The sequence below is a fragment of the Paraflavitalea pollutisoli genome (assembly GCF_029360705.1).
GTDB classification, from domain to species: Bacteria; Bacteroidota; Bacteroidia; order Chitinophagales; family Chitinophagaceae; genus Paraflavitalea; species Paraflavitalea pollutisoli.
The window spans coordinates 111,627-138,066 of record NZ_JARKMX010000003.1; the positions used below are offsets into that span (position 1 = coordinate 111,627).

The window sequence follows — 26,440 nt, forward strand, 5'->3', positions numbered from 1 at the left end:
CTGTATAATATATTTTGCAAAAACGGTTTAGCTGGTTAATTTCGGAGGTCATTTTGAACGTATCTGTCCTTAAACTGTTTTTCTTATATCTTCAATCATGAAAAAGATAATTCAACTGGTCGTTGCCCTTGCCTGTCTAAACACCCTGCAGGCGCAGATTGTAACGCAAGTATCTGATCCTGTAGAATGGATTAACCCGCTGATGGGAACCGATTCGAAAGGAAGCTTATCCAATGGTAATACCTATCCTGCTATCGCTGTACCCTGGGGAATGAACTTCTGGATGCCCCAAACCGGTAATATGGGTAATGGATGGGCTTATACCTATAGCTCTGACAAGATCCGTGGCTTCAAACAAACGCACCAACCGTCTCCCTGGATGAACGATTATGGTCAATTTGCCATCATGCCGGTAACCGGCGGTGTTAAATTCAAACAGGATGACCGCGCCAGTTGGTTCTCGCACAAAGCCGAAGTGGCCAAGCCATATTACTATAGCGTTTATCTCGCGGATTGGGACGTAACTACCGAGATTGCTCCCACTGAAAGAGCTGCTCAATTCCGCTTTACCTTCCCCCAAAACGATAGCTCCTTTATTGCTATCGATGCACTTGACAGAGGATCTTATGTAAAAGTGATCCCTGCCGAAAAGAAGATCATCGGTTATACTACCCGTAACAGTGGTGGTGTACCTGCTAATTTTAAGAACTACTTTGTTATCTATGTTGATAAACCATTCACTGTTACTTACGCCTGGAAAGATAGTGTACTGGTAGCAGGGGCTACCGAGTCTGAAGCAAAGCATGCAGGTGCTGTGATCGGCTTTAAGACCAGCCGTGGTGAAAAAGTAAACCTGCGCGTTGCTTCTTCTTTCATCAGCTACGAGCAAGCCGATATCTCCCTGAAACGTGAGATTGGCAGCGATGCATTCGATGTTACGAAGAACAAGGCCAAGAACGAGTGGAACAAGCAATTGAATCGTATCCTTGTTGAAGGTGGTAGCATCGATCAAACAAGAACTTTCTACTCCTGCTTATACAGGATGCTTCAGTTCCCACAAAAGCATTACGAATTGGACGCCGCGGGTAAGATCGTTCACTATAGCCCCTACAACGGACAGGTATTACCCGGTTACATGTTTGCCGGTACTGGCTTCTGGGACACTTTCCGTGCTTTGTATCCTTTCCTGAACTTTATGTTACCCTCGATCAATAAGGAAATGCAGGAAGGGTTGATCAACGACTTTAAAGAAGGTGGCTTCCTACCCGAGTGGAGCAGCCCCGGCTTTAGAAGCGTCATGGTTGGTAACAACTCTGCTTCTGTAGTGGCGGATGCTTATATCAAGGGCTTACGTGGTTATGATATCAACAAACTGTATGAAGCTTTGCTGCATGGTGCCAACAACGAAGGCCCCATGACTGCTGTAGGTCGTGCAGGTGTAAAATACTATAATGAACTGGGCTATGTTCCTTACGATGTAAAGATCAATGAGAATGCGGCCAGAACACTGGAGTATGCCTATGACGACTTTACCATTTACCAACTTGGTAAAGCACTGGGCCGTCCGAAAGAAGAAACTGACCTGTATGCCAAACGCAGCCAGAATTTCCGGAACCTCTTCGATCCTGAAACCAAGCTGATGCGTGGTAAAAATCAGGACGGTAAATTCCAGTCTCCATTTAATCCTTTCAAATGGGGTGATGCTTTTACTGAAGGCAATAGCTGGCATTATAGCTGGAGCGTATTTCAGGATATTGAAGGGCTGAAGAACCTGATGGGCGGTAATAAAATGTTTGTTGCTATGCTTGATTCCGTTTTCTCCATGCCACCAGTATTTGATGAAAGCTATTATCGTGGCGTAATCCACGAGATCCGTGAAATGCAGATCATGAACATGGGGCAGTATGCTCATGGCAATCAGCCTATCCAGCACATGATCTACCTGTACAACTATGCCGGTGAGCCCTGGAAGACACAGTATTGGATTCGCCGCGTGATGGATCAGTTGTACAAAGCAACTCCCGATGGTTACTGCGGTGATGAAGACAATGGTCAGACTTCTGCCTGGTATGTTTTCTCTGCGATGGGCTTCTATCCTGTTACGCCTGGCACCACTCAGTATGTATTGGGTACCCCACTGTTTAAGAAGATGACCCTGACGCTGGACAATGGTAAAAAGCTGGTGATCAACGCACCTGCCAACAGCGACAACAATAAATACGTACAGCAGGTTAAGCGTAATGGTGTTGTGTACAGTAAGAACTGGGTAGACCATTTCGATCTGTTCAAAGGTGGTACCCTCGACTTCAATATGGGTAGCACACCTAATAAATCACGCGGAACTTCTGCTGATGCATTTCCTTACTCGTATTCTACCGACCCTAAAAAATAATAAATCAAGCACTGATGAAGACTCCCCTGTTACTCGCTTTCTGTTTCTCTGCCGTGTCATCCTTCGCTCAACGCGATTGGGATAAGATCGGAGAGGGTGTTGTTTCCAAGGACTCCCTTACCAAGAAAGGCTATACCATCCTGTTCATCAATAAAGACAGCGGTTTTAGCACTGTTACCAAACAACGGATGATCGACGCCTATTTCAAGGTATATCCGAAAGAAGCAAAGCGCTTCAACCAGGATACCCGGAAAACGGTGACTTTCATCATCGATCCTGAGTATAAGGGAGTAGCAGCTGCTTCCAACGGTATTATTCGTGTTAGCCCTAAGTGGATGGCTGATCATCCGGAGGATATTGACGTGGTGACGCATGAGGCTATGCACATTGTGCAGGCTTATCCCGGTGGGGCCGGACCAGGCTGGTTGACAGAAGGTATTGCCGACTATGTTCGCCACGTATATGGTGTCAACAACGAAGCCGGCAAATGGTCTTTGCCTAAATACGATTCAACCCACCACTATACAAAGGCTTACCGGATCACAGCCCGTTTCCTGGTATGGGCCGAAAAGAATACCAACAAAAAGCTGGTGACTAAGTTGGATAGTGCCATGCGGACGAAGACCTATAAGCCCGAAATATGGAAAGAGCTTACCGGGAAGACGCTCGATGAATTATGGACTGATTACACGAAGAATCCTGCAATCTGATAACAAAATTGCGATCCGGACTCCGGATCGCAATTTTTCATTCTGGCTGGTGGTAGTTTGCGCCAGTCGATATATACGAAAGTTTAAAAATTAGAACAGAGAAATGAGAAATCTATTGCTTACTGGTTTGTTGAGCGTACCTGTTTTGGGGATGGCGCAAACCTCTTCCGAAAACCTGGTGCCATATGTAAAACCGATTATCGGTACGCAACGCATGGGACACACTTACCCTGGTGCAACCGTGCCGTTCGGTATGGTTCAATTGAGTCCCGATACGGATACGATCCCCTACGAAATGAATGGCAAGTACAATGGAGACGTGTATAAGTACTGTGCCGGATACCAGTATGAGGACAAGACGATTGTTGGATTCAGCCATACCCATTTCAGTGGCACGGGACACTCAGATCTTGGCGATTTCCTGATCATGCCGACCGTAGGAGAGCTCAAGCTCAATCCAGGTACTGCTGATGCGCCACGTAGTGGTTTCCGTTCGGCTTTCTCTCACGCCAATGAAGTGGCAGAAGCAGGTTATTACAAGGTGAAACTGGATGACTACAATATTCTCGCTGAGATGACGGCGACGAATAGGGTTGGCTTTCATCAATATACTTTTCCGCAGTCGGACCAGTCACATATCGTGCTGGATCTGATGTCGGGCATTTACAACTATGAAGACAAAAACGTATGGACCTTTTTGCGGGTGGAGAATGATACCCTTGTAACGGGTTACCGTCAAACGAATGGTTGGGGCCGCACGAGGACTGTGTATTTTGCTATGACTTTTTCCAAGCCTTTTTACCAGTATGGTAACAAGAACTTTTCGAAGCGTCAAGTATACCAGGGGTTCTGGCGGAAATTTGACCAGTCGAAGAATTTTCCGGAAATGGCTGGCAAACAACTCAGGGCCTACTTTGATTTTAAGACCACTGCCGGTGAAAAGGTGAAGATCAAGTTTGCGCTTTCTTCCGTCAGCACGGAAGGAGCTCTGCTGAACTTACGCACAGAAGCTCCTGGTTGGGATTTTGACCAGGTTAAAAAGCAAGCGCAGGATCAGTGGAACAAAGAATTGGCAAAGGTTACCATTCAATCTAAGAACCGTGATGACAAGGAGAACTTCTATACCTCCATGTATCACGCTTTCCTGAGCCCGATCACTTATATGGATGTGGATGGCTCTTACAAAGGGCTTGATCAAAATGTCCATAAAGCAAAAGACTTTACGAATTACACGGTATTTTCTCTGTGGGATACTTACCGGGCCCTGCATCCTTTCTTCAACCTGGTACAGCCTTCCCGCAATGCCGACATGATCAAATCTATGCTGGCACATTATGACCAAAGTGCCCAGCATATGCTGCCGGTATGGAGTCATTATGCCAATGAGAATTGGTGTATGATCGGCTATCACAGCGTATCGCTGATTGCCGACGCAGTCATGAAAGGTAATGCTCCTTTTGATGCAAACAAGGCGTTGGATGCCTGTGTGACCACTGCCCGTCATGGGTCTTACGATGGTATTAGTTATTATATGAGCATGGGTTACGTACCTGAGGATAAGAATGGTTCGTCTGTTTCTAAAACCCTGGAATATGCCTATGATGACTGGTGTATTGCTCAAATGGCTAAGAAACTGGGGCGTAATGATATCTATGATGAATTCAGCAAGCGTGCTCAGTATTTCAAGAATGTTTACGATGCCTCTATTGGATATATGAGACCCAAGTTGAGTGATGGTACTTTCCGTAAGGAGTTTGACGTGTTGAGTACGCACAATCAGGGCTTTATTGAAGGTAATGCGTGGAATTACAGTTTGTATGTGCCGCACGAACCTGAGCAACTGATCTCCATGATGGGCGGCAAAAAGCGTTTTGTGACGCACCTGGATTCTCTGTTCACCATGCACCTTCCCGACAAGTATTTTGCCGAAACGGAAGACATTACCCGTGATGGTATTATCGGTAATTATGTGCATGGTAACGAACCTTCTCACCACGTACCTTATCTCTACAACTGGACTGATCAGCCCTGGAAAACGCAGGAGCGTGTGCGGATGATCCTCAAAAAGCAGTTCAAGCCTACTCCTGACGGTCTGGGTGGTAATGACGACTGCGGTCAGATGAGTGCCTGGTATATTTTTACGGCACTCGGATTCTACCCGGTTGCTCCCGGATCTGATCAATATGCTATTGGCAGTCCGGCGGTAGATGGTGCAACGCTTCAACTGGAAAATGGCAAGACATTCGTCATCGAGGTGCAAAACCAAAGTGATAAGAATGTGTATGTCCAAAAGATGATCCTGAACGGTCAGCCGCTTAATCGTCTGTTCCTGACCCATAGTGATATTACCAATGGTGGTAAGCTGGTGTTTGTAATGGGGGAGAAGCCTAAGAAAAAATAGTATTTATCTCTAATAAGATAGGGGAAACCCCGGTACCGGCTGTTGCTGGTGCCGGGGTTTTTGCTTTTCATATATGATTCCACTAAATAAGGTGGATCCGGTTTTCAATTGGGTGCAGGGGGGGGTGTTGTGCAGGGGCGGTTATGGTTCAGGCATAGGTCAGATAGCCGGGGGACAGGGGGCCGCTTACTGTCCAGGTCTCTATAAGGTCCCCATAAGGTCTCTATAAGGTCTGTATAAGGTCTCGATAAGGGTAATCTATAGAAGGCGGGAATTTTGTCTTTGCCTATAACGGTGGGGGTAGCCATTTCGGCAATAATTGGTCCGAAATGGCATCCGTTACAGGACATTTCCGGCTACATTTTGTTTAAAACTGAATTTAATCAATTGGGGTGATGGCGGCAATCGGCAGTCGTGGTGCAAGGGTGTGTATAATTGCCAACCAATGCTTTTATGTCTTGAATTTACGGTGATTATGCGCGTTTTCCTAAAAATATTCCCCCTGTTGAAGTGGAAACCTTAAATTTGAAAGGCTACGGATTCTTGCCAGCTTCTTTGAACCCAATTGCTAAAGGGGGGGTGCACCAGCACCTACAGGCATGTGCCCCAAAAACTACTGCGAACATTATGAAACGAGTTTCTTTGAAAGACATCGCCAGGATGACGGGGGCTTCTCCCTCCACCGTTTCCTTTGTCCTGAATGGCAAGGCCCGGGAAATGCGTATCAGCGATGATCTGGCCAAGAAAATTACTACCATCGCCAAGCGTGAAGGTTATCATCCCAATCAGGTGGCGGTGCGTTTACGCACTGGCAAGTCGCAAATGCTGGGGCTGGTGGTGGAAAGCATTTCCGGCAATTTCTTTGCTGCACTGGCCAAGGTGATCGAGGAAGCTGCCGACCAATATGGCTACAAAGTGGTGTACTGTGCTACGGAAAACGACGGTAAAAAAGGGCAGGAACTCATCAAAATGCTATCGCAGCAACAGGTTGATGGCTATATCATTACGCCAGCAGTGGGCATGGAGCAGGATGTGGAAGAGCTCGTAGATCATAAAAAGCCGGTGGTATTGCTGGACAGTTACTTTCCCAATATGGATGTACCGTATGTATTGGTGGATAACTATGGCGGTGTTATTAAAGGGATGAAGCACCTCATTGGCAGGGGGTATAAAAAAGTAGGATTTATCACGGTAGATCTTCAGTTAGTTCAGATTAAAGACCGGTTACAAGCCTATACTGATAGCCTCAAAGCGGCTGGTATTCCAGTAAACCGCAAGCTTATTTTGTCGTTGGGGTATAAGATCAGCCGAGCAGAAGCAATACAGCAGATTTCGGATTTTATTACCAGTCACCCACAGATTGAAGCCCTCTTTTTTGCCACCAATTACCTGGGATTGCTGGGTATCGAAAGCCTGCAATTATTGGGCAAAACAACGCCGGGCGATGTGGCGATGCTGAGCTTCGATGACCACGACGTGTTCCGGTTGTTTCCACCGGGAATCACCATTATCGAACAACCCGTTGAGGAAATTGCCAAAACTGCCATCAATTTACTGATGTCGCAGTTGGGAAAAAATAAGCCTACCAAAAAGAATAAGGTGCAATTGCCAGCCAAGTTGGTGGTGCGTGGTACTACTTAAGGCGGGGAAAGGGAAGCGACAGGGGCGCGACCCAAAGCCCCGGCGCAGGGAAAATTGTACTGCCGGGTAAGTGTGCCGGTTTGGGGAAGGCCAACGGGTAAAGTGGAGCAGGGGAGGATGCCAGTGCATAAGTTTTGTTTTGGGACGTATCTCTTTGTGTTTGAAAAATTTGTACTTTTAAGCTCCCTGTTACTGAACCGAAAACCGGATAAAGTGTTTATTTAGTTGTTCAGGTTTATCCGGATCGGAAGAAGGTAACCGGAGCCGGAATTGTTACCCCCAATCGGTCCGGCGCTGCTTTTGGAACAAATTTTGTGAAATGTTGGGTTTTTTGTTACCTTTGCCGTCCATTTTTCACAATGCTAATTAGCTGGGGTAAGTTATTACATGGCCAAATTTACATAACTACTTCAATATCAATTCACAGAGAACTTGATTGTTCTCCTGTGATTTTTTTGCGTATAGACGATTTTGATGATTTTTTGAACGTTCGAACAACTAAAAAAACCGGTTTTAATCAATATGTCTTCAACAAAATTGCAAAGCAGGATCAACTTTGGTAAGATCAAAAATTTATCCGAAGCTCCTGACCTACTCGAAGTACAGATTCAATCTTTCAAAGAATTTTTCCAGTTAGAGACTACTCCGGACAAACGTAACATCGAAGGGTTGTTTAAGGTGTTTAAGGAGAATTTCCCGATCACCGACACCCGGAACATTTTCGTACTGGAGTTCCTGGATTATTTTATTGACCCGCCCCGCTACACCATCGAAGAGTGTATGGAGCGTGGATTGACTTACGCCGTGCCGCTGAAAGCGAAACTGCGTTTGAGCTGTAATGACGAGGAACACGTTGATTTCCAAACTATTGTTCAGGATGTATTCTTAGGAAACATTCCTTACATGACTCCCCGTGGTACATTCGTGATCAACGGTGCTGAGCGTGTGGTCGTATCGCAGTTGCACCGTTCACCTGGTGTATTCTTCGGTCAATCTATCCACCCGAACGGTACTAAGATCTACTCTGCCCGTGTGATCCCCTTCAAGGGCGCCTGGATGGAGTTTGCTACCGACATCAACAACGTGATGTATGCTTACATCGACCGTAAAAAGAAGTTCCCGGTAACTACCCTGTTGCGTTCTATCGGTTACGAGACTGATAAGGACATCCTGGAGCTGTTCGGAATGGCTGATGAAGTGAACGGTGACACCAAGTCCCTGAAAGCCTATCTGGGCAAACGCCTGGCGGCCCGCGTATTGCGGACCTGGGTAGAGGACTTCGTCGATGAGGACACCGGTGAGGTAGTATCGATCGAGCGTAATGAGGTGGTGCTGGAGCGCGATACCGTGCTTGATGAAGAGGCCATCGACATGATCGCCGACATGGACGTTAAGAGCGTTTTCGTACAAAAAGAAGATGTGGGTGGTGATTTTGCGATCATCTACAACACGTTGAATAAAGATACTTCAAACAGTGAGCTGGAAGCGGTGCAACACATCTACCGTCAGTTGCGCGGCGCCGATGCTCCTGATGATGAGACCGCCCGCGGTATCATCGACAAATTGTTCTTCAGCGACAAGCGCTATGATCTCGGTGAAGTTGGTCGTTACAAGATCAACCGTAAGCTGAATCTTAACCAGCCGCTGGAGCAAAAAACACTGACCAAAGAAGATATCATCGAGATCATCAAGTATCTCGTTCGTCTTACCAATGGTAAAGCGGAAATTGATGATATCGATCACCTGAGCAATCGTCGTGTACGTACTGTGGGTGAGCAATTGTATGCTCAGTTCGGTGTTGGTCTGGCCCGTATGGCCCGTACCATCCGTGAGCGTATGAACGTACGTGACAATGAGGTGTTCACGCCTGTTGATCTGATCAACGCGCGGACACTGTCTTCTGTGATCAACTCATTCTTTGGTACTTCTCAGCTGTCTCAGTTCCTCGACCAGACCAACCCGCTGAGTGAGATCACGCACAAGCGTCGTATCTCCGCACTCGGGCCAGGTGGTTTGAGTCGTGAGCGTGCGGGCTTTGAGGTTCGTGACGTACACTACAGCCACTACGGACGTCTGTGTACCATCGAAACGCCGGAAGGTCCGAACATCGGTCTGATCTCTACACTTTGCGTACACGCAAAGATCAATGAGATGGGCTTTATCGAAACTCCTTATCACAAGGTAATCGACGGTAAAGTAGACCAGAAGAAACTGACCTTCCTGAGCGCTGAAGAAGAAGATAATGCCAAGATCGCCCAGGCGAGTGCGCCATTGAATGATAAAGGCCAGTTTGCGGAAGAGAAAGTTGCTTCCCGTCAAACAGGTGACTTCCCGATCCTGGAGAAGGATGAGGTTGAATTCATGGACGTAGCACCTAACCAGATCGTAGGTTTGAGTGCTTCGCTGATTCCGTTCCTCGAGCATGATGACGCCAACCGTGCGTTGATGGGATCAAACATGCAACGTCAGGCTGTGCCGCTGATCCGTCCTGAAAACCCGATCGTGGGTACAGGTCTGGAAGGAAAGGCTGCCCGTGATGCGCGTGTTCAGATCCTCTCTGAAGGCGAAGGTGTTGTAGAATATGTAGATGGTAGCGAAATTCATGTTCGTTACGATCGTACCGAAGGTGACCGTCTGGTGAGCTTCGAAGACGATCTGAGAATTTACAAGCTGACCAAGTTTATCAAAACCAACCAGGAAACCTGTATCAACCACAAGCCTGCCGTACGGAAAGGCCAACGGTTGAAGAAAGGTGACTTCCTGACTGAAGGATATGCGGTACAGGCTGGTGAGCTGGCCCTGGGTCGTAACCTCCGCGTGGCGTTCATGCCCTGGAAAGGTTACAACTTCGAGGATGCCATCGTAATCAATGAAAAAGTAGCCCGTGAGGATCTGTTCACTTCTATTCATATTTCCGAGTATGAACTGGAAGTACGTGATACCAAGCTGGGTGAAGAAGAACTGACACCAGATATCCCTAACGTTTCTGAAGAGGCTACCAAAGACCTCGACGAAAATGGTATCATCCGTCTGGGTGCTGCTATCAAGGAAGGTGATATCCTGATCGGTAAGATCACTCCTAAGGGAGAAAGCGATCCTACCCCTGAAGAAAAGCTGTTAAGAGCGATCTTCGGTGATAAGGCTGGTGATGCCAAAGATGCTTCGCTGAAAGCACCAAACGGTGTAGAAGGTGTAGTAATCGGTAAGAAACTGTTTCAACGCGCTAAGAAAGATAAGAACGCCAAGATCCGTGAGAAGGCTGCTCTCGAGAAACTCGAGAAAGTGCACGAGAAAAACGTAGAGGAACTGAAGGAGCTGTTGCTGAGCAAATTGCAAACCCTGCTGAAGGACAAGCCTTCTGCTGGCGTAAACAACAACTTTGGTGAAGTTCAGATCGGTAAGGGTGCCAAGTTCAATCCTAAGAACCTGGCTTCTATTGACTACCAGAACGTAAACCCGCTGGGTTGGACTGGTGATGCGGTGATCGATGATCAGATCAACATCCTGTTGCACAACTTCAACATCAAGTTCAACGAAGAACTGGGTCGTTACAAGAGAGAGAAGTTCAACATCTCGATCGGTGACGAATTGCCTGCAGGTGTGTTGAAACTCGCTAAAGTATACCTGGCCGTTAAGCGTAAGCTGAAGGTGGGTGATAAAATGGCGGGTCGTCACGGTAACAAGGGTATCGTTGCGAAGATCGTTCGTGCAGAAGATATGCCTTTCCTCCACGATGGTGAGCCGGTAGATATCGTACTGAACCCGCTCGGTGTACCTTCCCGTATGAACCTTGGACAGATCTATGAAACTGTACTTGGTTGGGCAGGTCAAAAACTGGGTGTGAAGTTTGCTACGCCGATCTTCGACGGTGCTACAGTAGAAGAAATCGCCTCTCATATCGATCAGGCCAAATTGCCAAGCTTCGGTCACAGTTATCTGTTCGATGGCGAAACAGGTGAGCGTTTCCACCAGAAGGCTACGGTGGGTGTGATCTACATGATCAAACTGCACCACATGGTGGATGATAAGATGCACGCCCGTTCGATCGGACCATACAGCTTGATCACACAACAGCCGTTGGGTGGTAAAGCACAGTTCGGTGGTCAGCGTTTCGGTGAGATGGAAGTTTGGGCGCTTGAAGCTTACGGTGCTTCTAACATCCTGCAGGAATTGCTCACACTTAAATCTGATGACATCATCGGTCGCGCGAAGACTTATGAGGCCATCGTTAAGGGCGACAATATTCCAAGAGCGGGTATTCCAGAGTCCTTCAACGTATTGGTGCATGAGTTGAGAGGTCTTGGTCTGGATCTGAAATTTGAATAAGCAAAGCCGTGAGCATTTGGGTTCTTACTGAAGCCCGATCTATTGGAACAGAACAAAATATCAAAAACTTAGCAGGGGCCTCGAGTTCCACTTGAGGCTCCGCTAAAAAGCTAATAAATAATATGGCTATTAAAAAAGATAATCGTCCCAGGGCAACCTTCTCGAAGATTACGATCGGCCTGGCATCTCCGGATTCTATTTTGGAGCGTAGCTATGGTGAAGTATTGAAGCCTGAGACTATTAACTACCGTACTTACAAACCTGAGCGTGATGGGTTGTTTTGCGAGCGCATCTTTGGACCTGTTAAGGATTACGAATGTGCTTGTGGAAAGTACAAGCGTATTCGTTATAAGGGTATTGTTTGTGACCGTTGCGGTGTTGAAGTAACTGAAAAGAAAGTACGTCGTGAGCGTATGGGGCACATCAAACTGGTTGTACCTGTTGTTCACATCTGGTATTTCAAGAGCTTGCCTAACAAGATTGGTTATTTGCTTGGTGTAAGTTCGAAGAAACTTGAAACCATTGTTTATTATGAAAGGTTTGTAGTTATCCAGGCTGGTATCCGTGAAGATCGCGGATTAAAGATGGGTGATCTGCTGACTGAAGAAGAATATCTTGAGATCCTGGAGAATCTTCCCAAGGAGAATCAATATCTGCCTGACGAAGATCCTCAGAAGTTCATTGCAAAAATGGGTGCTGAAGCGGTGCATGATATGCTGCAGCGTATTGAGTTGGACAGCCTGTCTTTCTCTCTGCGTAACTCAGCTGCTACCGAAACTTCTCAGCAACGTAAGGCCGATGCGCTGAAGCGTCTAAGTGTAGTTGAAGCATTCCGTGAAGCGAATAGCCGTATTACCAACCGCCCCGAATGGATGGTAATGCAGTACATTCCTGTTATTCCTCCTGAGCTGCGTCCGTTGGTGCCGCTGGATGGTGGCCGTTTTGCGTCTTCTGACCTGAACGACCTCTATCGTCGTGTGATCATCCGTAACAACCGTCTGAAGAGACTGTTGGAGATCAAGGCTCCTGAGGTGATCCTGCGTAACGAAAAACGTATGTTGCAGGAAGCGGTTGACTCCCTGTTTGACAACAGCCGTAAGTCGAATGCCGTGAAAGCGGAAGGTGGACGCGCGCTGAAATCACTCAGTGATGTACTGAAGGGTAAACAAGGTCGTTTCCGTCAAAACTTGTTGGGTAAACGTGTTGACTACTCTGGTCGTTCTGTAATCGTGGTAGGTCCTGAGCTGAAGCTGCATGAGTGTGGTTTGCCGAAGGATATGGCTGCCGAGTTGTTTAAACCGTTTATCATTCGTAAGCTGATTGAAAGAGGTATCGTTAAGACTGTTAAATCTGCCCGTAAGCTGGTAGATCGCAAGGAAGCGGTGGTATGGGATATCCTTGAAAATATTCTGAAAGGTCACCCGGTGATGCTCAACCGTGCCCCTACGCTGCACCGGTTGTCTATCCAGGCCTTCCAGCCTAAACTGATTGAAGGTAAAGCGATCCAACTGCACCCGCTCGTGTGTTCGGCGTTCAACGCCGACTTTGACGGTGACCAGATGGCGGTACACGTTCCTTTGAGCAATGCTGCCGTACTGGAAGCCCAGTTGCTGATGCTGTCTTCACACAACATTCTCAACCCGCAGAATGGTGCTCCGATGACCCTTCCTTCCCAGGACATGGTACTCGGTTTGTACTATATCACCAAGGGTAAGAAAACCATGGGCGACGAGATCGTTCGTGGTGAAGGAAAAGCGTTCTACAGTGCTGAAGAAGTGATCATCGCCTACAATGAAAAACGTGTCGATCTGCACGCGCACATCAAGGTTAAAGTTAATGTACGCGAAAATGACGGAACTATCCGGAAGAAGCTGATCGAAACAACTGTAGGCCGTGTACTTTTCAATCAATTTGTACCTAAGGAAGTAGGTTATATCAATGCCCTGCTGACGAAAAAGAGCCTTCGTGAGATCATTGGTGACATCATCAAGATCACGAACGTTCCTAAGACCGCGAAGTTCCTCGATGATATCAAGCAGCTTGGTTTCCGTACAGCGTTCCAGGGTGGTCTGTCATTTAACATCAATGACCTGATTATCCCCTCTATCAAGGAAGAAGTGCTGGACAATGCCAAGGGTGAAGTTGATGAGGTTTGGGACAACTATAACATGGGTCTTATTACCAATAACGAGCGATATAACCAGATCGTTGACATCTGGTCTCGTGTGGATACCCGCATCACTGAAACGCTCATTCGTGAGCTGAGCAGCGATAAGCAAGGTTTCAACTCGGTGTATATGATGCTTGACTCCGGTGCCCGTGGTTCTAAACAACAGATCAAGCAGCTTTGTGGTATTCGTGGTCTGATGGCGAAACCAAGAAAGTCTGGCTCTACCGGAAGTGAGATCATCGAAAACCCGATCCTCTCCAACTTCAAGGGTGGTCTGAACGTATTGGATTACTTCATCTCTACGCACGGTGCCCGTAAAGGTCTTGCGGATACGGCCCTTAAAACGGCTGATGCCGGTTACCTGACCCGTCGTCTGGTGGATGTTGCTCAGGACGTTGTTATTACTGAAGAAGACTGTGGTACACTGCGTGGTATCGCCATCAGTGCACTGAAAGATAATGAGGAAGTGGTTGAGCCGCTGTACGATCGTATCATTGGCCGTACTTCTCTGCACAACGTATACACTCCAGAGAATGATCGACTGGTGGTTGAGGCTGGATCTCAGATCACTGAAGACATTGGTAAGGAAATCGAGGAGGCAGGTATCGAAACTGTTGAGATCCGCTCTGTACTGACTTGCGAAAGCAAGCGTGGTGTGTGTGTGAAGTGTTACGGTAAGAACCTGGCTACTGGTTCGATCACGCAGAAAGGTGATGCTGTAGGTATCATCGCTGCCCAGTCGATCGGTGAGCCTGGTACTCAGCTGACACTGCGTACCTTCCACGTGGGTGGTGTGGCTGGTTCTGCTTCGGTAGAATCTTCACTGATCGCCAAGTTCGACGGTACTGTTCAATTCGATGGTCTGCGTTCTGTTCCTTCCGAAGATAATGAAGGCAACAAGATCCAGGTGGTTATCGGTCGTACCGGTGAGCTTCGGATCATGGACTTGAAAAATGATCGTCTGCTGATCACTAACAACGTACCATATGGTGCAACGCTGTTGGTGAAGGACGGCCAGAATGTGAAGAAGGGTGATGTGATCTGTACCTGGGATCCTTTCAACAACGTTATCGTTGCGGAAATCGCTGGTAGCATCAAGTTTGAGAACGTTATTGAAGGTATCACTTATCGCGAAGAGGCCGATGAACAAACCGGTCACCGCGAGAAGGTGGTAATCGAAACCAAGGATAAGAATAAGATCCCGACCCTGATCGTAGAGGGTAAGGATGTGAAACAATACAACTTGCCTGTTGGATCACATATCATCGTTGATCAAAGCGAAGATGTGCGTGCCGGCCAGGTACTGGTGAAGATCCCTCGTACACTGCGTATGCAGCGAGATATCACCGGTGGTCTGCCTCGTGTAACGGAGTTGTTTGAAGCTCGTAATCCGGGTAACCCTGCCATTGTTTGTGAAATCGATGGTGTGGTTGCATTTGGTGCGATCAAGCGTGGTAACCGTGAAATCGTTGTAGAAGCGAAGGATGGCGTGGTGAAAAAATACCTCGTGCCTTTGACTCGTCAGATCCTTGTTCAGGATGGTGACTTTATCAAAGCTGGTGCTTCTCTGTCTGATGGACAGGTTGCTCCTGGTGATATCCTCTCTATCAAAGGACCTTTCGCAGTACAAGAGTATGTTGTGAATGAGATCCAGGAAGTTTATCGCTTACAAGGTGTGAAAATCAACGATAAGCATATAGAGGTGATCGTACGTCAGATGATGAAGAAGGTTGAAATCGTGGATCCGGGTGATACCCGTTTCCTTGAGGAGGACCTGGAAGATCGTTTCGACTTTAACGAAGAAAATGATTGGATCTTTGATAAGAAGGTGGTTTCCGATCCAGGCGAAAGCACTAAACTGCGTGCCGGTCAGATTGCCAGCCTGCGTGAGATCCGTGAAGAAAACTCGTTACTGCGTCGTTCTGACAAGAAGCCTGTTGAGTTCCGAGATGCAAATCCGGCCACTTCTCATCCTGTACTGTTGGGTATCACCAAGGCGTCTCTGGGTACGCAAAGCTGGATCTCAGCTGCATCGTTCCAGGAGACAACGAAAGTACTGTCGTCTGCGGCTATCCAAGGTAAGAGCGATGACATGCTTGGTCTGAAGGAAAACGTAATCACTGGTCATCCGATTCCGGCTGGTACAGGTCTGCGTGACTTCGAGAACATGGTTGTAGGTAGCAAGGAAGAATATGAATTGCTGCAAACTACCCGCGAGGCAATGAGCTTTGATGATGATGAGTAATAGTGTCATGCGGTAAGCATGATCTGATCTAATACAATGAAAGTAGGAAGCGTTTTGCTTCCTACTTTTTTTATTTCCTTCTGTTGGATACAGGGGTGTATCGTTGTATACGATCAATTATGGCCAAAATCGATCATAGATTGTACTGATTAAGCGATGGTGTGAATGAAATTTATGTATATCTTGTTGGCTTAACGATCTAATTCAGAACTGTTAAAACTTTTAACAATTTTCTTTTAACGCAAGCTTCTATCTTGCAAAAAAGGCGGGAATGAGAAACATCTCTACTATTTTAAGCATTATTGCCCTTGCACTTACGGGAGTACTTTTTTACTTACATTTTTCAGGTAAAGAACCTAAGAAAGATGCATCTGTCGATGCAGGAAAGAAGGAACACAAAGATTTTAGAATCGCTTATTTCGACATCGATTCATTGCAGTCCAGCTATACCTTTTATAAGGATGCGTTGGAAGAAATGAAAGGTAAAGAAACTGCTGCCAACACGGAATTGCAGGAGTTGAAGGGCCGTTTTCAAAGCAGGTACCAACAATTGCAGCAACAGGTAACGTCTCAGGCGGGTCAGGAAGCTGCTCAAAAAGAACTTGCTAGTCTTGAGCAAAATTACCGTAAGCGCGAAGGTCAACTCCAGGAGAATCTTCAGAACCACCAGATAGAAATGACCAGGAAAATGCGCAAGCAGATCGAAGACTACCTAGCTGAATACAATAAAGACAAGGGGTATGCCTATATCCTTTCCTACGAACCAGGTTTCATCATGTATTACAGGGACTCGTTGTATGACGTAACTGGTGATCTGGTAAAAGGTTTGAATGAAAAATACAAGGTGACGAAAGATACCAAGAAGGAAAAGTAGACTTATAAATGCCCTTATTTCTGAGGTTTAAGCCCTGAAAAAGAGGCGCCAATAAATACTGATTAATCTTAGTTAATTTACGTAAACGCAGCTACCCAATAGCTGCGTTTTTTTGTGTTTTGTGTGTTTCTGATTTGCTTATCTTCAGGAATCTTTATTATTAACACTTTGATCTTTTATTTTCGACTGCTATGACTGAATCAAAACCTGCTTTCAAGCCCTCACTGGGTTTAATAGACGCTACTATGGTGGTAGCGGGCTCAATGATCGGCTCCGGGATCTTCATTGTTAGTGCTGACATCACGCGTTATACCGGTAGTGCCGGCTGGCTAATTATGGTCTGGCTGATTACGGGCTTTATGACCATTACAGCTGCGGTTAGCTATGGCGAGTTGAGTGGTATGTATCCCAAGGCAGGTGGTCAGTACGTATACCTGAAGGAGGCTTTCAATCCTTTAGCAGGCTTTCTGTATGGTTGGAGTTTTTTCGCTGTCATTCAAACAGCTACTATCGCAGCCGTGGCGGTGGCATTCAGTCGTTTTACGGCTTATCTCGTTCCTGAACTAGGCGAAGGAAATATTCTATGGTCGCAGGGCGATTTCAAGATATCTGCTGCACAGTTGCTAGGCATCGCGCTTATTATATTTCTTACCTATACCAATACAAAAGGGGTTAAAGGCGGTAAGATCATACAAACTGTATTTACTACCGTAAAACTGCTTTCCTTATTTGGTTTGATCATAGCCGGATTTCTTTTGGCCAAGCATAGTTTTTGGGATGAGAATTGGGAAACCGGATTTAAAGCTATGCAGTTGCCGCAGGATGCCTCTGGTACCTTCATTAAAGATGGCGAATGGTTTTCAATAAGTGGAACGGCTTTGATCGGCGCCATAGCTGCTGCGATGGTTGGTTCTATCTTCAGTAGTGACTCCTGGAACAATGTGACCTTTATTGCCGGAGAGATCAAGAACCCCAAGAAGAACATTGGGTTGAGCCTTTTCCTGGGCACATTAATCGTTACGATCATTTATGTAACTGCCAACCTGATGTATTTGCATGTATTGCCTTTAAGTGAGATCGCTTATCCAGAAGGAAATAGGGTTGCTGTTGCTGTATCGAATGCGCTGTTTGGTGCAGACGGTTCAACTGTGATAGCGGTAATGATCATGATATCCACCTTTGGTTGCAATAATGGATTGATCCTGGCCGGCGCCCGGGTTTATTATACTATGGCAAACGACGGCCTTTTCTTTAAGAAGACTGGTACGTTAAATAAGCATGCTGTACCCGAATTTGCTCTATGGCTACAATGCATTGTCGCTTCAATACTTTGTCTGAGCGGAAGTTATGGTGACCTGCTGGACATGATCTCTTTTGTGGTCGTCTTGTTCTATGCGCTTACCATTATCGGTATTGCTGTATTGCGTAAAAAGCGTCCCGATATCGAACGACCGTACAAGGCTTTCGGCTATCCGGTTTTACCCGCAATATATGTTGTCCTCGCACTTACTTTTTGTGTGTTCCTGATCACCATGAAACCTGTATACGCTGGGGCAGGTCTGGGCATTGTATTGGTGGGTATTCCATTGTACTACCTGGCGGTATCTAATCAAAAAAAGGGTTCTTCCGTCCAATAAATAGCTAAACGGTCCCGGGAATTCCCCGGGACCGCGTTTTGACATAACTCTCCAGAAAATATAATACCTTGCAAGCTTTGCAAGGAGTTATTTATTCAATGTACATATAATATGAGTGGCGTCAATTTTGATAAGCTGTTTGCTCAATTTAATGGTATCAAAGTAGGAGTGATCGGTGATGTTATGTTGGACACCTATTGGTGGGGGCACGTAGATCGTATATCACCCGAAGCTCCTGTTCCGGTAGTAGCACTTGATAAACGGGAATACAGGATTGGCGGAGCTGGTAATGTGGCCCTGAACCTGGTGTCGTTGGGGGCACAGGTTACTGCCTTGTCGGTAACAGGTCAGGATGATGACGGGCAGTTGTTGAAAGGCCTATTTGAGCAGGCTGGCATCAGGACAGACTACCTACTGCAATCGCCTTCCCGAATAACGACGAATAAGGTAAGGGTCATTAGTCGTAACCAACAAATGATGCGGCTTGATTCCGAAACCACTAAAGACCTGGCGACAACGGATGAGGCTGCTTTACTGGAAAAGGTAAAGCAATACATTCTCCAGGAAAAGCCCCAAGCCATTGTTTTGGAGGACTACAATAAAGGGGTGCTTACTGAAAATGTGATCAAGAACGTAATTGCTCTCTGTAAGCAACATGGCGTGATCACCACCGTGGATCCGAAACGCAAGAACTTCTTTGCATATCAGGGTGTTGACATTTTCAAGCCCAACATGAAAGAGGTAAAAGATGGATTGAACTTACTGGTTGATGATGTGAACGTTCAGACGCTTACGGAAATCCACAAGCAATTGCAAGACCGCCTTCATCACCAGATCTCTTTTATCACTTTGTCTGAGAAAGGGGTGTTCTATCACAATCATGAGCAGGCCCGGGTAATTCCTTCCCATCTGCGGAATATAGCCGACGTTTCTGGTGCCGGTGATACTGTCATCGCCGTAGCGTCATTGATCTATACGGCCACCAAGAGTATCGACCTGATGGCTGAAGTGGCGAACATTGCCGGCGGTTTGGTATGTGAGGAAGTCGGAACGGTTGCCATCGATAAAGAAAGGCTGCTTAATGAATGCAAGCTGCTTTTGGGATAAGCCTCTATCCATATGGTCCCGCCGTCTGTTCAACAATTTATTCTTTCTTTACTGCAATCTACTATAGGGACTAGTATTCGTGCTATACGGTTTATATCCATAAGAGGTGGTTCCATCAATCAGAGTTTCCAGGTTACCGCCAACACCGGCCAGCGTTTTTTTGCCAAGATCAACTTGCTTGGTGAATTACCAGGCTTGTTTTTGCATGAAAAAGAAGGATTGACTTCACTTGCCGACCTCCGTATTTTCAGAATCCCCGCTGTTATTGGGCAAGGCGAAGCTGGTGCTCACCAGGTATTGGTGTTGGAATGGGTAGAGACTGGAATCAAAACTCCCAAATTTTGGAAGCGTTTGGGCGAACAGCTGGCCTTGATGCACTCAAAGCCTACGGATATTTCGATCTCCCCAGGCTATTTTGGGTTGGGCTACCGATAATTATATGGGAGCATTGCCGCAATGGAATAGCCCACTGCAGGGGTGGCCACAGTTCTTTACTGAAAGACGGCTGCGCCCACAACTTCAATTGGCTATGAGCAGACAAATGGTCGATAGGGCGCTGCTCGGGCGTTTTGAGCGGCTTTTTCTTCGATTGCCCGAAATCTTTGGCCCAACAACCCAGCCGGTTTTAGTACATGGAGACCTATGGAGCGGCAATCTGCTATGCGATGATGAAGAGCAGCCTGTTTTGATCGATCCGGCCGTATACTTAGGACATCCTTGCGTAGACCTGGCGATGACCACCTTATTTGGTGGTTTTGAGGCTGGTTTTTATGACAGGTATCGGGAAATAGTGCCTTTACCTTTCAATTATCGGGAACAATGGGATATTGCCAACCTATATCCACTGCTGATCCACCTAAATTTATTTGGAAAAGGGTATCTCCCCGATATATTGCATACAATTGACCGTTATTGATTTGCGTTATTACATGGCAATCAGTTAATTTAGCGACCATAAACAGCGTACGGGGGGGATATTTACCCGTTCGTTGTTTTAACCTATATAATCGAATGCTCGCAGTTACTATCCTGGGAAATAATTCAGCCTTACCGGCTTATGATCGTCATCCTACGTCACAACTCGTGACACTGGACGATCATATTTTCCTTGTAGACTGTGGGGAAGGGACCCAGGTTCAGTTGTCGAAGTACAAGATCCGCTGGGGGCGTATTAACCATATTTTCATTTCCCACTTGCATGGCGACCATTACTTTGGACTGCCAGGGTTGGTGAATAGTATGGGTCTTTTGCATCGGGAGCATGAACTTCATCTGTATGCTCCAGCTCCTTTAAAAGAAATTCTCGATCTGCAATTACAGGCTGCTGCAACGGTATTGCCTTATCAGCTGCATTTTCACCCACTGGAAAAAGAAGGCGTGTTGATCAAAACCGATCGTTACAAGGTTACCTGTTTTCCTACTAAACATCGTATTGCCTGTTGGGGGTTTCGATTTGATCAGGTAAAAGCGCCGCGCCGTGTAAATCCGGAGAAAGCGATCCGGCATGAGGTGCCGGCCTCTTTTTACGACCGTCTTAAGCAAGGTGAGGACTATACCACCAAATCCGGAGAACTGATCAGCAACGAGTGGGTGACTGATCCGGCGCCAAAGCCTCAGTCGTATGCCTATAGTGCGGATACGCTTTATGATGAAGAGTTGATCGACCGGGTGCGTGGCGTTGATATCTTGTACCATGAGACTACCTACCTGAAAGATCTCAATGACAGGGCTTCCAGCCGTTTCCATTCAACTACTACACAAGCCGCCAGTATTGCTCAAAAAGCAGGCGTTGGCCGTTTACTCATTGGACATTTCAGCTCCAAGTATGATAAGCTGGAAGTGTTTGAGGAGGAGGCCCGGGAGGTATTTCCCAATACAGACCTCGCGCTCGAAGGTGTTACTTTCAAAGTATAATAAAAGAATTGGTTAACAGCAGGCTGTCATTCGACGGCTTACCATTAACCAATTTCTATTGCATGCGGCCTAATTATTAAGGTACTCTCTTACTTTTTCATACAACTGGCTGCTTAACGGTGTCATGGGCAGGCGCAGGTTATTCTCTATCAGGTTCAATTCAGTTAAGAATGCTTTTACACCCGCGGGGTTGTTTTCTGCAAACATGAGGTCATACGCTTCGATCAATGGATCGTTGAGCTTCTTAGCGGTTGTCAGGTCATGCTTGAGGGCAAAGCGAACCATATCGGAGAATTGTTTGGGGAATGCGTTGCCTGCAACACTGATCACGCCATCCATACCGGTGGCTATCTGTGCGAAGGTGAGTGCATCGTCACCACTTACCACCAGGAAGTTTTCTGGGCGATCACGCAGGATGAGGCTGCATTGCGCCATATCTCCACTGGCTTCTTTGATACCTGCAATGTTCTTTACTTCATTGGCGAGGCGCAGGGTGGTAGCGGCTGTCATGTTGCGCCCGGTTCTGCCAGGTACATTGTACAACAGCACTGGTTTGGGGGCTGCTTCAGCCAACAGTTTATAGTGTTGGAAGATGCCCTCCTGTGATGGTTTGTTGTAATAGGGACTGGCGCTCAGAATCGCCGTTGCTTTATCCAGGGGGAAATATTGCAGGTCTTGCAACAACTCGTGGGTATTATTGCCGCCGATGCCAACTACTACTGGCACACGACCCGCCACCTTCTCGTAGGTATATTGAACGATGTCCTTCTTTTCTTCCTTGGAGAGGGTAGGGGTTTCGCCGGTTGTTCCCAGCGTAACGACATATTCAACACCTCCCTTGATTACGAAGTCGATAAGCTTTCCGAGAGCATCAAAATCGACTGCTGTAGAGGAAGTAAAAGGAGTAACGAGTGCTACACCGGTGCCTTGTAATGTTTGCCTGAGCGACATTCTATTTGTTGGGTTTTAATTTAAATGATGTTATGAATAGTTGATTTCCTGACAAAACAAAAGCCTTCCGTGTAGGAAGGCTTTGCTATATTTTAGACATACCATGTGTCTTAACCTTCCCCTTGTATGGAGCGTTTCTTGACTTGCTTGGTATGCTTCTTTATGTTTTGCATGATAAGTATCAAAAATAATCAGCAAAGATATTCCACCCAAATTTTTTCTGCAGGAATCTGCGGGTGGGATAAACTCTTTATTGGGCTACCTCGTCCCAGAAGCCCATTTTACTAAACTTCTCAATACGTTTTTCGATGCGTTCTTCGGGTGTAAGCTCCCCCAGTGCATCCAGGGTATTGATCAGATAAGGCTTGAGCAGGTTGGCTGCTTCTGCATAATCCCAATGAGCGCCACCAACAGGTTCAGGAATGATCTCATCGATCAGCCCAAACTGGTGCATATAGTCGGGTGTAAGCTTCAATTGCTCAGCTGCTTTTTCCTTCTGGTCCCAGCTGCGCCAGAGGATCGAGCTGCAGCTTTCGGGAGAGATCACGGTATACCAGGTGTTTTCCAACATGAATACGCGATCACCAACACCGATACCAAGGGCACCACCGGATGCTCCCTCACCAATTACCACACAAATGACCGGCACTTTAAGGCGCATCATTTCATAGATGTTGCGGGCAATGGCTTCACCTTGTCCTCGTTCTTCTGCTTCCAGACCGGGATAGGCACCGGGCGTATCAATCAAGGTAATGACCGGCTTGTTGAATTTTTCTGCGAGCTTCATCAGGCGAAGGGCCTTGCGATATCCTTCCGGATTGGCCATACCGAAATTACGGAGCTGACGGGCTTTGGTATTGATACCTTTTTGCTGGCCGATCATCATCACCGTTCTGCCATCGATAGAGGCGAATCCGCCCACCATGGCTTTGTCGTCACGAACGTTCCGGTCACCATACAGTTCTACGAAATCGGAGCTCAGTTTCTCAATATATTTCAGTGTATAAGGACGATCCGGGTGGCGGCTCAACTGCACTTTTTGCCAGGGCGTAAGGTTTTGTGTGATGGCCTTACGGGTTTCTATTACACGCTCTTCCAGCTTTTTTATGGGATCACTCAGGTCTATCTTGCTCTTTTCAGCTTTTTGTTTTAGTCCTTCTATGTCGTCGAACAGTTCTTTAATGGGTTTCTCAAACTCAAGAAATTGGCGGTTTTTATCTTGCGGCATAAACAGGGAATATAAAGCTGTAAAATTAAGGGTTGAGACCTTTTCTTACTAATGTTTTCTTAATGCGTTGTTTATGAAGAAAAAAGTCTGCTGCCGATAGGGCACACAGGCTCTGACTTGAAACATGCTTAGAAAAGCTAAGACATTGATAATGAATTGAATTTTTACTTAGATGGAGCTGGGGTATGGCTCGTGAGCTCTATTACCACCATCAGTTCTGTGTCTTCCGCATAATTTTTATTGTACCACTCGTTGGTGCTCAGGTCTATTTGCACGGTGTGTTTTCCGGCCTTCAAGGCTTTACCATAAAGTCGGCTGGAAGAGAATAAGGCGATATCATCTCCCTTGTATTTGACCAGTGCCTGGTTTTCAATGTGTTTTCCATCCAGCCATATCCCGTATTTGGTGTTATTGGTCCATTCCTGGAGTTGAGTATCAGTGGGGGATTTACGTACAGGAGGTTTAACGAAACGAATATCCGGATATTGGCTTCTTTGTTCCAGGGTCATGGCCTGATAAATTGGCTTTACCCATTTTACGTCTTCTACGGTGTAGTGATACTTACGGCCTTTGCTGTCGATAGCAGTGCTCTTAAATATGGTATTGAATTTTTCAATTTGTTCCGGTGTGGCGCCTTTCCCGGCAGGTAGGTTATTCCCCCCGGGTGGTTTGAACTTTACTTTGGGAGGTTTTTTGGCGTCCCAGGTTTTGGAAAGCTTCTTATTAGAATCGGCTTGTTTAGCAGGAGGTTGGGTTTATGCATAGGTACGACCGGTAAAGAGCAATACTCCGCAGCCAAAAAGTGGCAGTAACGCCCATTGGAGGCTGTTGATCCGTTTGGTATTAGGTTGTTTGGTCTTCATGGCCAATCGTTTTTTGGTGATGAAATAGTTGAAAGAGCTTGTCAACGGTGTTATGCTTTGTTGTTGAATCTTATCGAGCAAGTGATGCTGGTAACTGCGAATGTTGCCATGTGTGTGAATAACTGTCTCATCGGCCAGTAATTCATGGTTAGTTGTATCGCCTTTTTATAGAAGTAAAAGGTTGGGTTGAGCCAGCAAAAGATCTGTAATGTTTCTATGAACAGTATGTCCCAGGAATGTTTTTGCCGTACATGCGACAATTCATGTGTCAACAACGCATCACGGGTAGATAGGTCATCATAGGCGGCCTTGCTCATGAATCTGTATCGGAGAAAGGAATGCGGGGGAATCGTTTCTCCGTCAGGATGAGCTGTGCCCCTTCATATTCCGTAGATTGTTCCCCGGAGGTAATTTTCTTGATGCGAAGTAGGTTGAGGATGAAGTGCACCAATAAGATCAGGGAGACGGCGGCATAGATGCTACTAACGATGAAGTACCCACCTGTATACCAGCAACAGCAACAGGGAGCACAAGCTGATTTGATGATGTAGGTAATCAATTTTTTCTTTTTTTCAATTTCCTGATCGATGATCTTTCTGAGTTCTTCCAATTCAACAGCGGAAAACTTGGCTGACTTCGTAAATAAGCTGGCAAACTGCAAGGCAGCATTGTTGAAGAAGTTCTTGATCATCCCATTCATATGTTTAGAGAAATAGTCGGCTTTCTTCACTTTTGGATAGTATTGACGTGAATTGCCGAAAACCTTATGATCTACAAATCCTTTTTCCTGCATGCGTTTCAGCAGGGTAACTACCGTCGTGGTAGCAGGCTTGGGATCAGGGAAGCAATCGATGAGGTCTTTCAGAAAAGCCTTGTCCAATTGCTATAAGAATTCCATGATCCGTTCTTCTGCCTTGGTCAATTGCATACTCTACTTGTTTAGACGTTGCTCTATATTTTTAGAACTACCTCTACAAATGGAGAATATTAATTCGACTCTCCAAATTTTTATTGCTGCTGATTATTCAATTGGGTTTATAGGTGCAGTCAGGATTATTACACCAGGATAATTATATTTACAGCTAACTATTAATCATTCATATGAGGAATATCGGTATGTATCCGAAAGTTTTTTTAGTGTTATTGTTGATGGTAGTTGCGGGTAGCGCCCTGGCAGGAACGGTCGACACTGTCAAAACCTTCAGCCCTTCCATGAAGAAGGAGATCAAAGCCGTGGTTGTGCGGCCGGCGTCCTACTCAAAAAATAAAACCTATCCGGTCGTGTATTTGCTGCATGGTTATAGTGGCAATTATTCCGATTGGGTGAGCAAAGTCAAAAACCTGCCAGCCTATGCGGATCAGATGGACCTGATCATCGTGTGTCCCGATGGCAATTTTTCCAGCTGGTATTTTGATAGCCCGATCGATAGTTCCTGGAAATACGAAACTTATGTGGCGAAAGAACTGGTGAATTGGATCGATGAGCACTACAGCACGATCCGCAAACGTGAAGGCCGGGCCATCACAGGACTCAGCATGGGTGGTCATGGTGCGCTATATCTCGCCTTTCGCAAACAGGAGGTATTTGGCGCGGCCGGTAGTATGAGTGGTGGTGTCGATATGCGTCCTTTTCCCCTCAACTGGGATATTGCCAAACGAATTGGTACGTTTAAAGACAGCCCTCAGCAATGGGAGCAACGTAGTGTGATCAACATGACCCACCTGCTGGTGAATAACGCACTGGCATTGATCATCGATTGCGGAACGGGTGATTTCTTTTACCGCGTAAATGTCAACCTGCACGAGTTGCTACGGGAACGGAATATTGCACATGATTTCATTAGCCGTCCGGGTGCACACAATTGGGAGTATTGGGATAATGCGGTGATCTATCAATTGACATTTATGAATAAATACTTCAGGAAGTAATTGCACCGACTGTTGATAATAAAATGGGCGTGCCGCATCCGGCACGCCCATT

18 protein-coding genes are annotated in these 26,440 nt (G+C 46.4%); 13 read left to right on the top strand and 5 right to left on the bottom strand.

Annotated features, from left to right (window positions below):
- The first annotated feature begins 97 nt into the window (after positions 1-97).
- The 12 genes from P2W70_RS08260 to P2W70_RS08315 all read left to right on the top strand — a co-directional run bounded on the left by P2W70_RS08260 (position 98) and on the right by P2W70_RS08315 (position 21,417).
- Positions 98-2,392 carry a GH92 family glycosyl hydrolase gene (locus P2W70_RS08260; RefSeq protein ID WP_276480964.1) on the top strand — a complete coding sequence of 765 codons (2,295 nt, stop codon included), beginning with the start codon at positions 98-100 and terminating at the stop codon, positions 2,390-2,392.
- 14 nt (positions 2,393-2,406) lie between these two features.
- Positions 2,407-3,102, top strand: coding sequence for a basic secretory protein-like protein (locus tag P2W70_RS08265; RefSeq protein ID WP_276480965.1), 696 nt, complete (start codon positions 2,407-2,409; stop codon positions 3,100-3,102).
- Positions 3,103-3,205: 103 nt separating this feature from the next.
- Complete coding sequence (locus P2W70_RS08270) at positions 3,206-5,503, top strand: GH92 family glycosyl hydrolase (protein WP_276480966.1); 2,298 nt, start codon at positions 3,206-3,208, stop codon at positions 5,501-5,503.
- Positions 5,504-6,130: 627 nt separating this feature from the next.
- Positions 6,131-7,144 carry a LacI family DNA-binding transcriptional regulator gene (locus P2W70_RS08275; protein ID WP_276480967.1) on the top strand — a complete coding sequence of 338 codons (1,014 nt, stop codon included), beginning with the start codon at positions 6,131-6,133 and terminating at the stop codon, positions 7,142-7,144.
- Between the two features lie 522 nt (positions 7,145-7,666).
- Positions 7,667-11,470 (top strand): DNA-directed RNA polymerase subunit beta, encoded by a 3,804-nt coding sequence (gene rpoB, locus P2W70_RS08280; protein ID WP_276480968.1) that lies wholly within the window; start codon positions 7,667-7,669, stop codon positions 11,468-11,470.
- A gap of 122 nt (positions 11,471-11,592) precedes the next feature.
- Positions 11,593-15,885, top strand: a complete 4,293-nt coding sequence (gene rpoC, locus P2W70_RS08285) for a DNA-directed RNA polymerase subunit beta' (RefSeq protein WP_276480969.1) — start codon at positions 11,593-11,595, stop codon at positions 15,883-15,885.
- 271 nt (positions 15,886-16,156) lie between these two features.
- Complete coding sequence (locus P2W70_RS08290) at positions 16,157-16,759, top strand: OmpH/Skp family outer membrane protein (protein WP_276480970.1); 603 nt, start codon at positions 16,157-16,159, stop codon at positions 16,757-16,759.
- Positions 16,760-16,950: 191 nt separating this feature from the next.
- A complete protein-coding gene (locus tag P2W70_RS08295; RefSeq protein ID WP_276480971.1) occupies positions 16,951-18,396 on the top strand; it encodes an APC family permease in 1,446 nt (481 codons plus the stop codon).
- A gap of 111 nt (positions 18,397-18,507) precedes the next feature.
- Positions 18,508-19,503 carry a bifunctional heptose 7-phosphate kinase/heptose 1-phosphate adenyltransferase gene (locus P2W70_RS08300; RefSeq protein WP_276480972.1) on the top strand — a complete coding sequence of 332 codons (996 nt, stop codon included), beginning with the start codon at positions 18,508-18,510 and terminating at the stop codon, positions 19,501-19,503.
- Between the two features lie 12 nt (positions 19,504-19,515).
- The gene (locus tag P2W70_RS08305; protein ID WP_276480973.1) at positions 19,516-19,938 is read left to right on the top strand and encodes a fructosamine kinase family protein; all 423 of its coding nucleotides are present in this window, start codon (positions 19,516-19,518) and stop codon (positions 19,936-19,938) included.
- Positions 19,939-19,942: 4 nt separating this feature from the next.
- A complete protein-coding gene (locus P2W70_RS08310; protein WP_276480974.1) occupies positions 19,943-20,419 on the top strand; it encodes a fructosamine kinase family protein in 477 nt (158 codons plus the stop codon).
- 95 nt (positions 20,420-20,514) lie between these two features.
- Positions 20,515-21,417, top strand: coding sequence for a ribonuclease Z (locus P2W70_RS08315; protein ID WP_276480975.1), 903 nt, complete (start codon positions 20,515-20,517; stop codon positions 21,415-21,417).
- Positions 21,418-21,486: 69 nt separating this feature from the next.
- Here P2W70_RS08315 and dapA read toward each other — a convergent pair whose 3' ends face one another.
- The 5 genes from dapA to P2W70_RS08340 form a co-directional block, all read right to left on the bottom strand.
- The gene (gene dapA / locus P2W70_RS08320) at positions 21,487-22,368 is read right to left on the bottom strand and encodes a 4-hydroxy-tetrahydrodipicolinate synthase (protein ID WP_276480976.1); all 882 of its coding nucleotides are present in this window, start codon (positions 22,366-22,368) and stop codon (positions 21,487-21,489) included.
- A gap of 250 nt (positions 22,369-22,618) precedes the next feature.
- On the bottom strand, positions 22,619-23,596 hold the full coding sequence (locus P2W70_RS08325) for an acetyl-CoA carboxylase carboxyltransferase subunit alpha (RefSeq protein ID WP_276480977.1): 978 nt from the start codon (positions 23,594-23,596) through the stop codon (positions 22,619-22,621).
- A gap of 164 nt (positions 23,597-23,760) precedes the next feature.
- Entirely contained in the window at positions 23,761-24,105 is a 345-nt protein-coding gene (locus tag P2W70_RS08330; protein ID WP_276480978.1) for a hypothetical protein, read from the bottom strand.
- A gap of 246 nt (positions 24,106-24,351) precedes the next feature.
- Positions 24,352-24,540, bottom strand: a complete 189-nt coding sequence (locus tag P2W70_RS08335) for a hypothetical protein (protein ID WP_276480979.1) — start codon at positions 24,538-24,540, stop codon at positions 24,352-24,354.
- Positions 24,541-24,772: 232 nt separating this feature from the next.
- Complete coding sequence (locus P2W70_RS08340) at positions 24,773-25,339, bottom strand: BlaI/MecI/CopY family transcriptional regulator (protein ID WP_276480980.1); 567 nt, start codon at positions 25,337-25,339, stop codon at positions 24,773-24,775.
- A gap of 221 nt (positions 25,340-25,560) precedes the next feature.
- Between P2W70_RS08340 and P2W70_RS08345 the strand changes: the two genes are divergently transcribed.
- Positions 25,561-26,388 (top strand): alpha/beta hydrolase, encoded by an 828-nt coding sequence (locus P2W70_RS08345; protein WP_276480981.1) that lies wholly within the window; start codon positions 25,561-25,563, stop codon positions 26,386-26,388.
- Positions 26,389-26,440 lie beyond the last annotated feature (52 nt).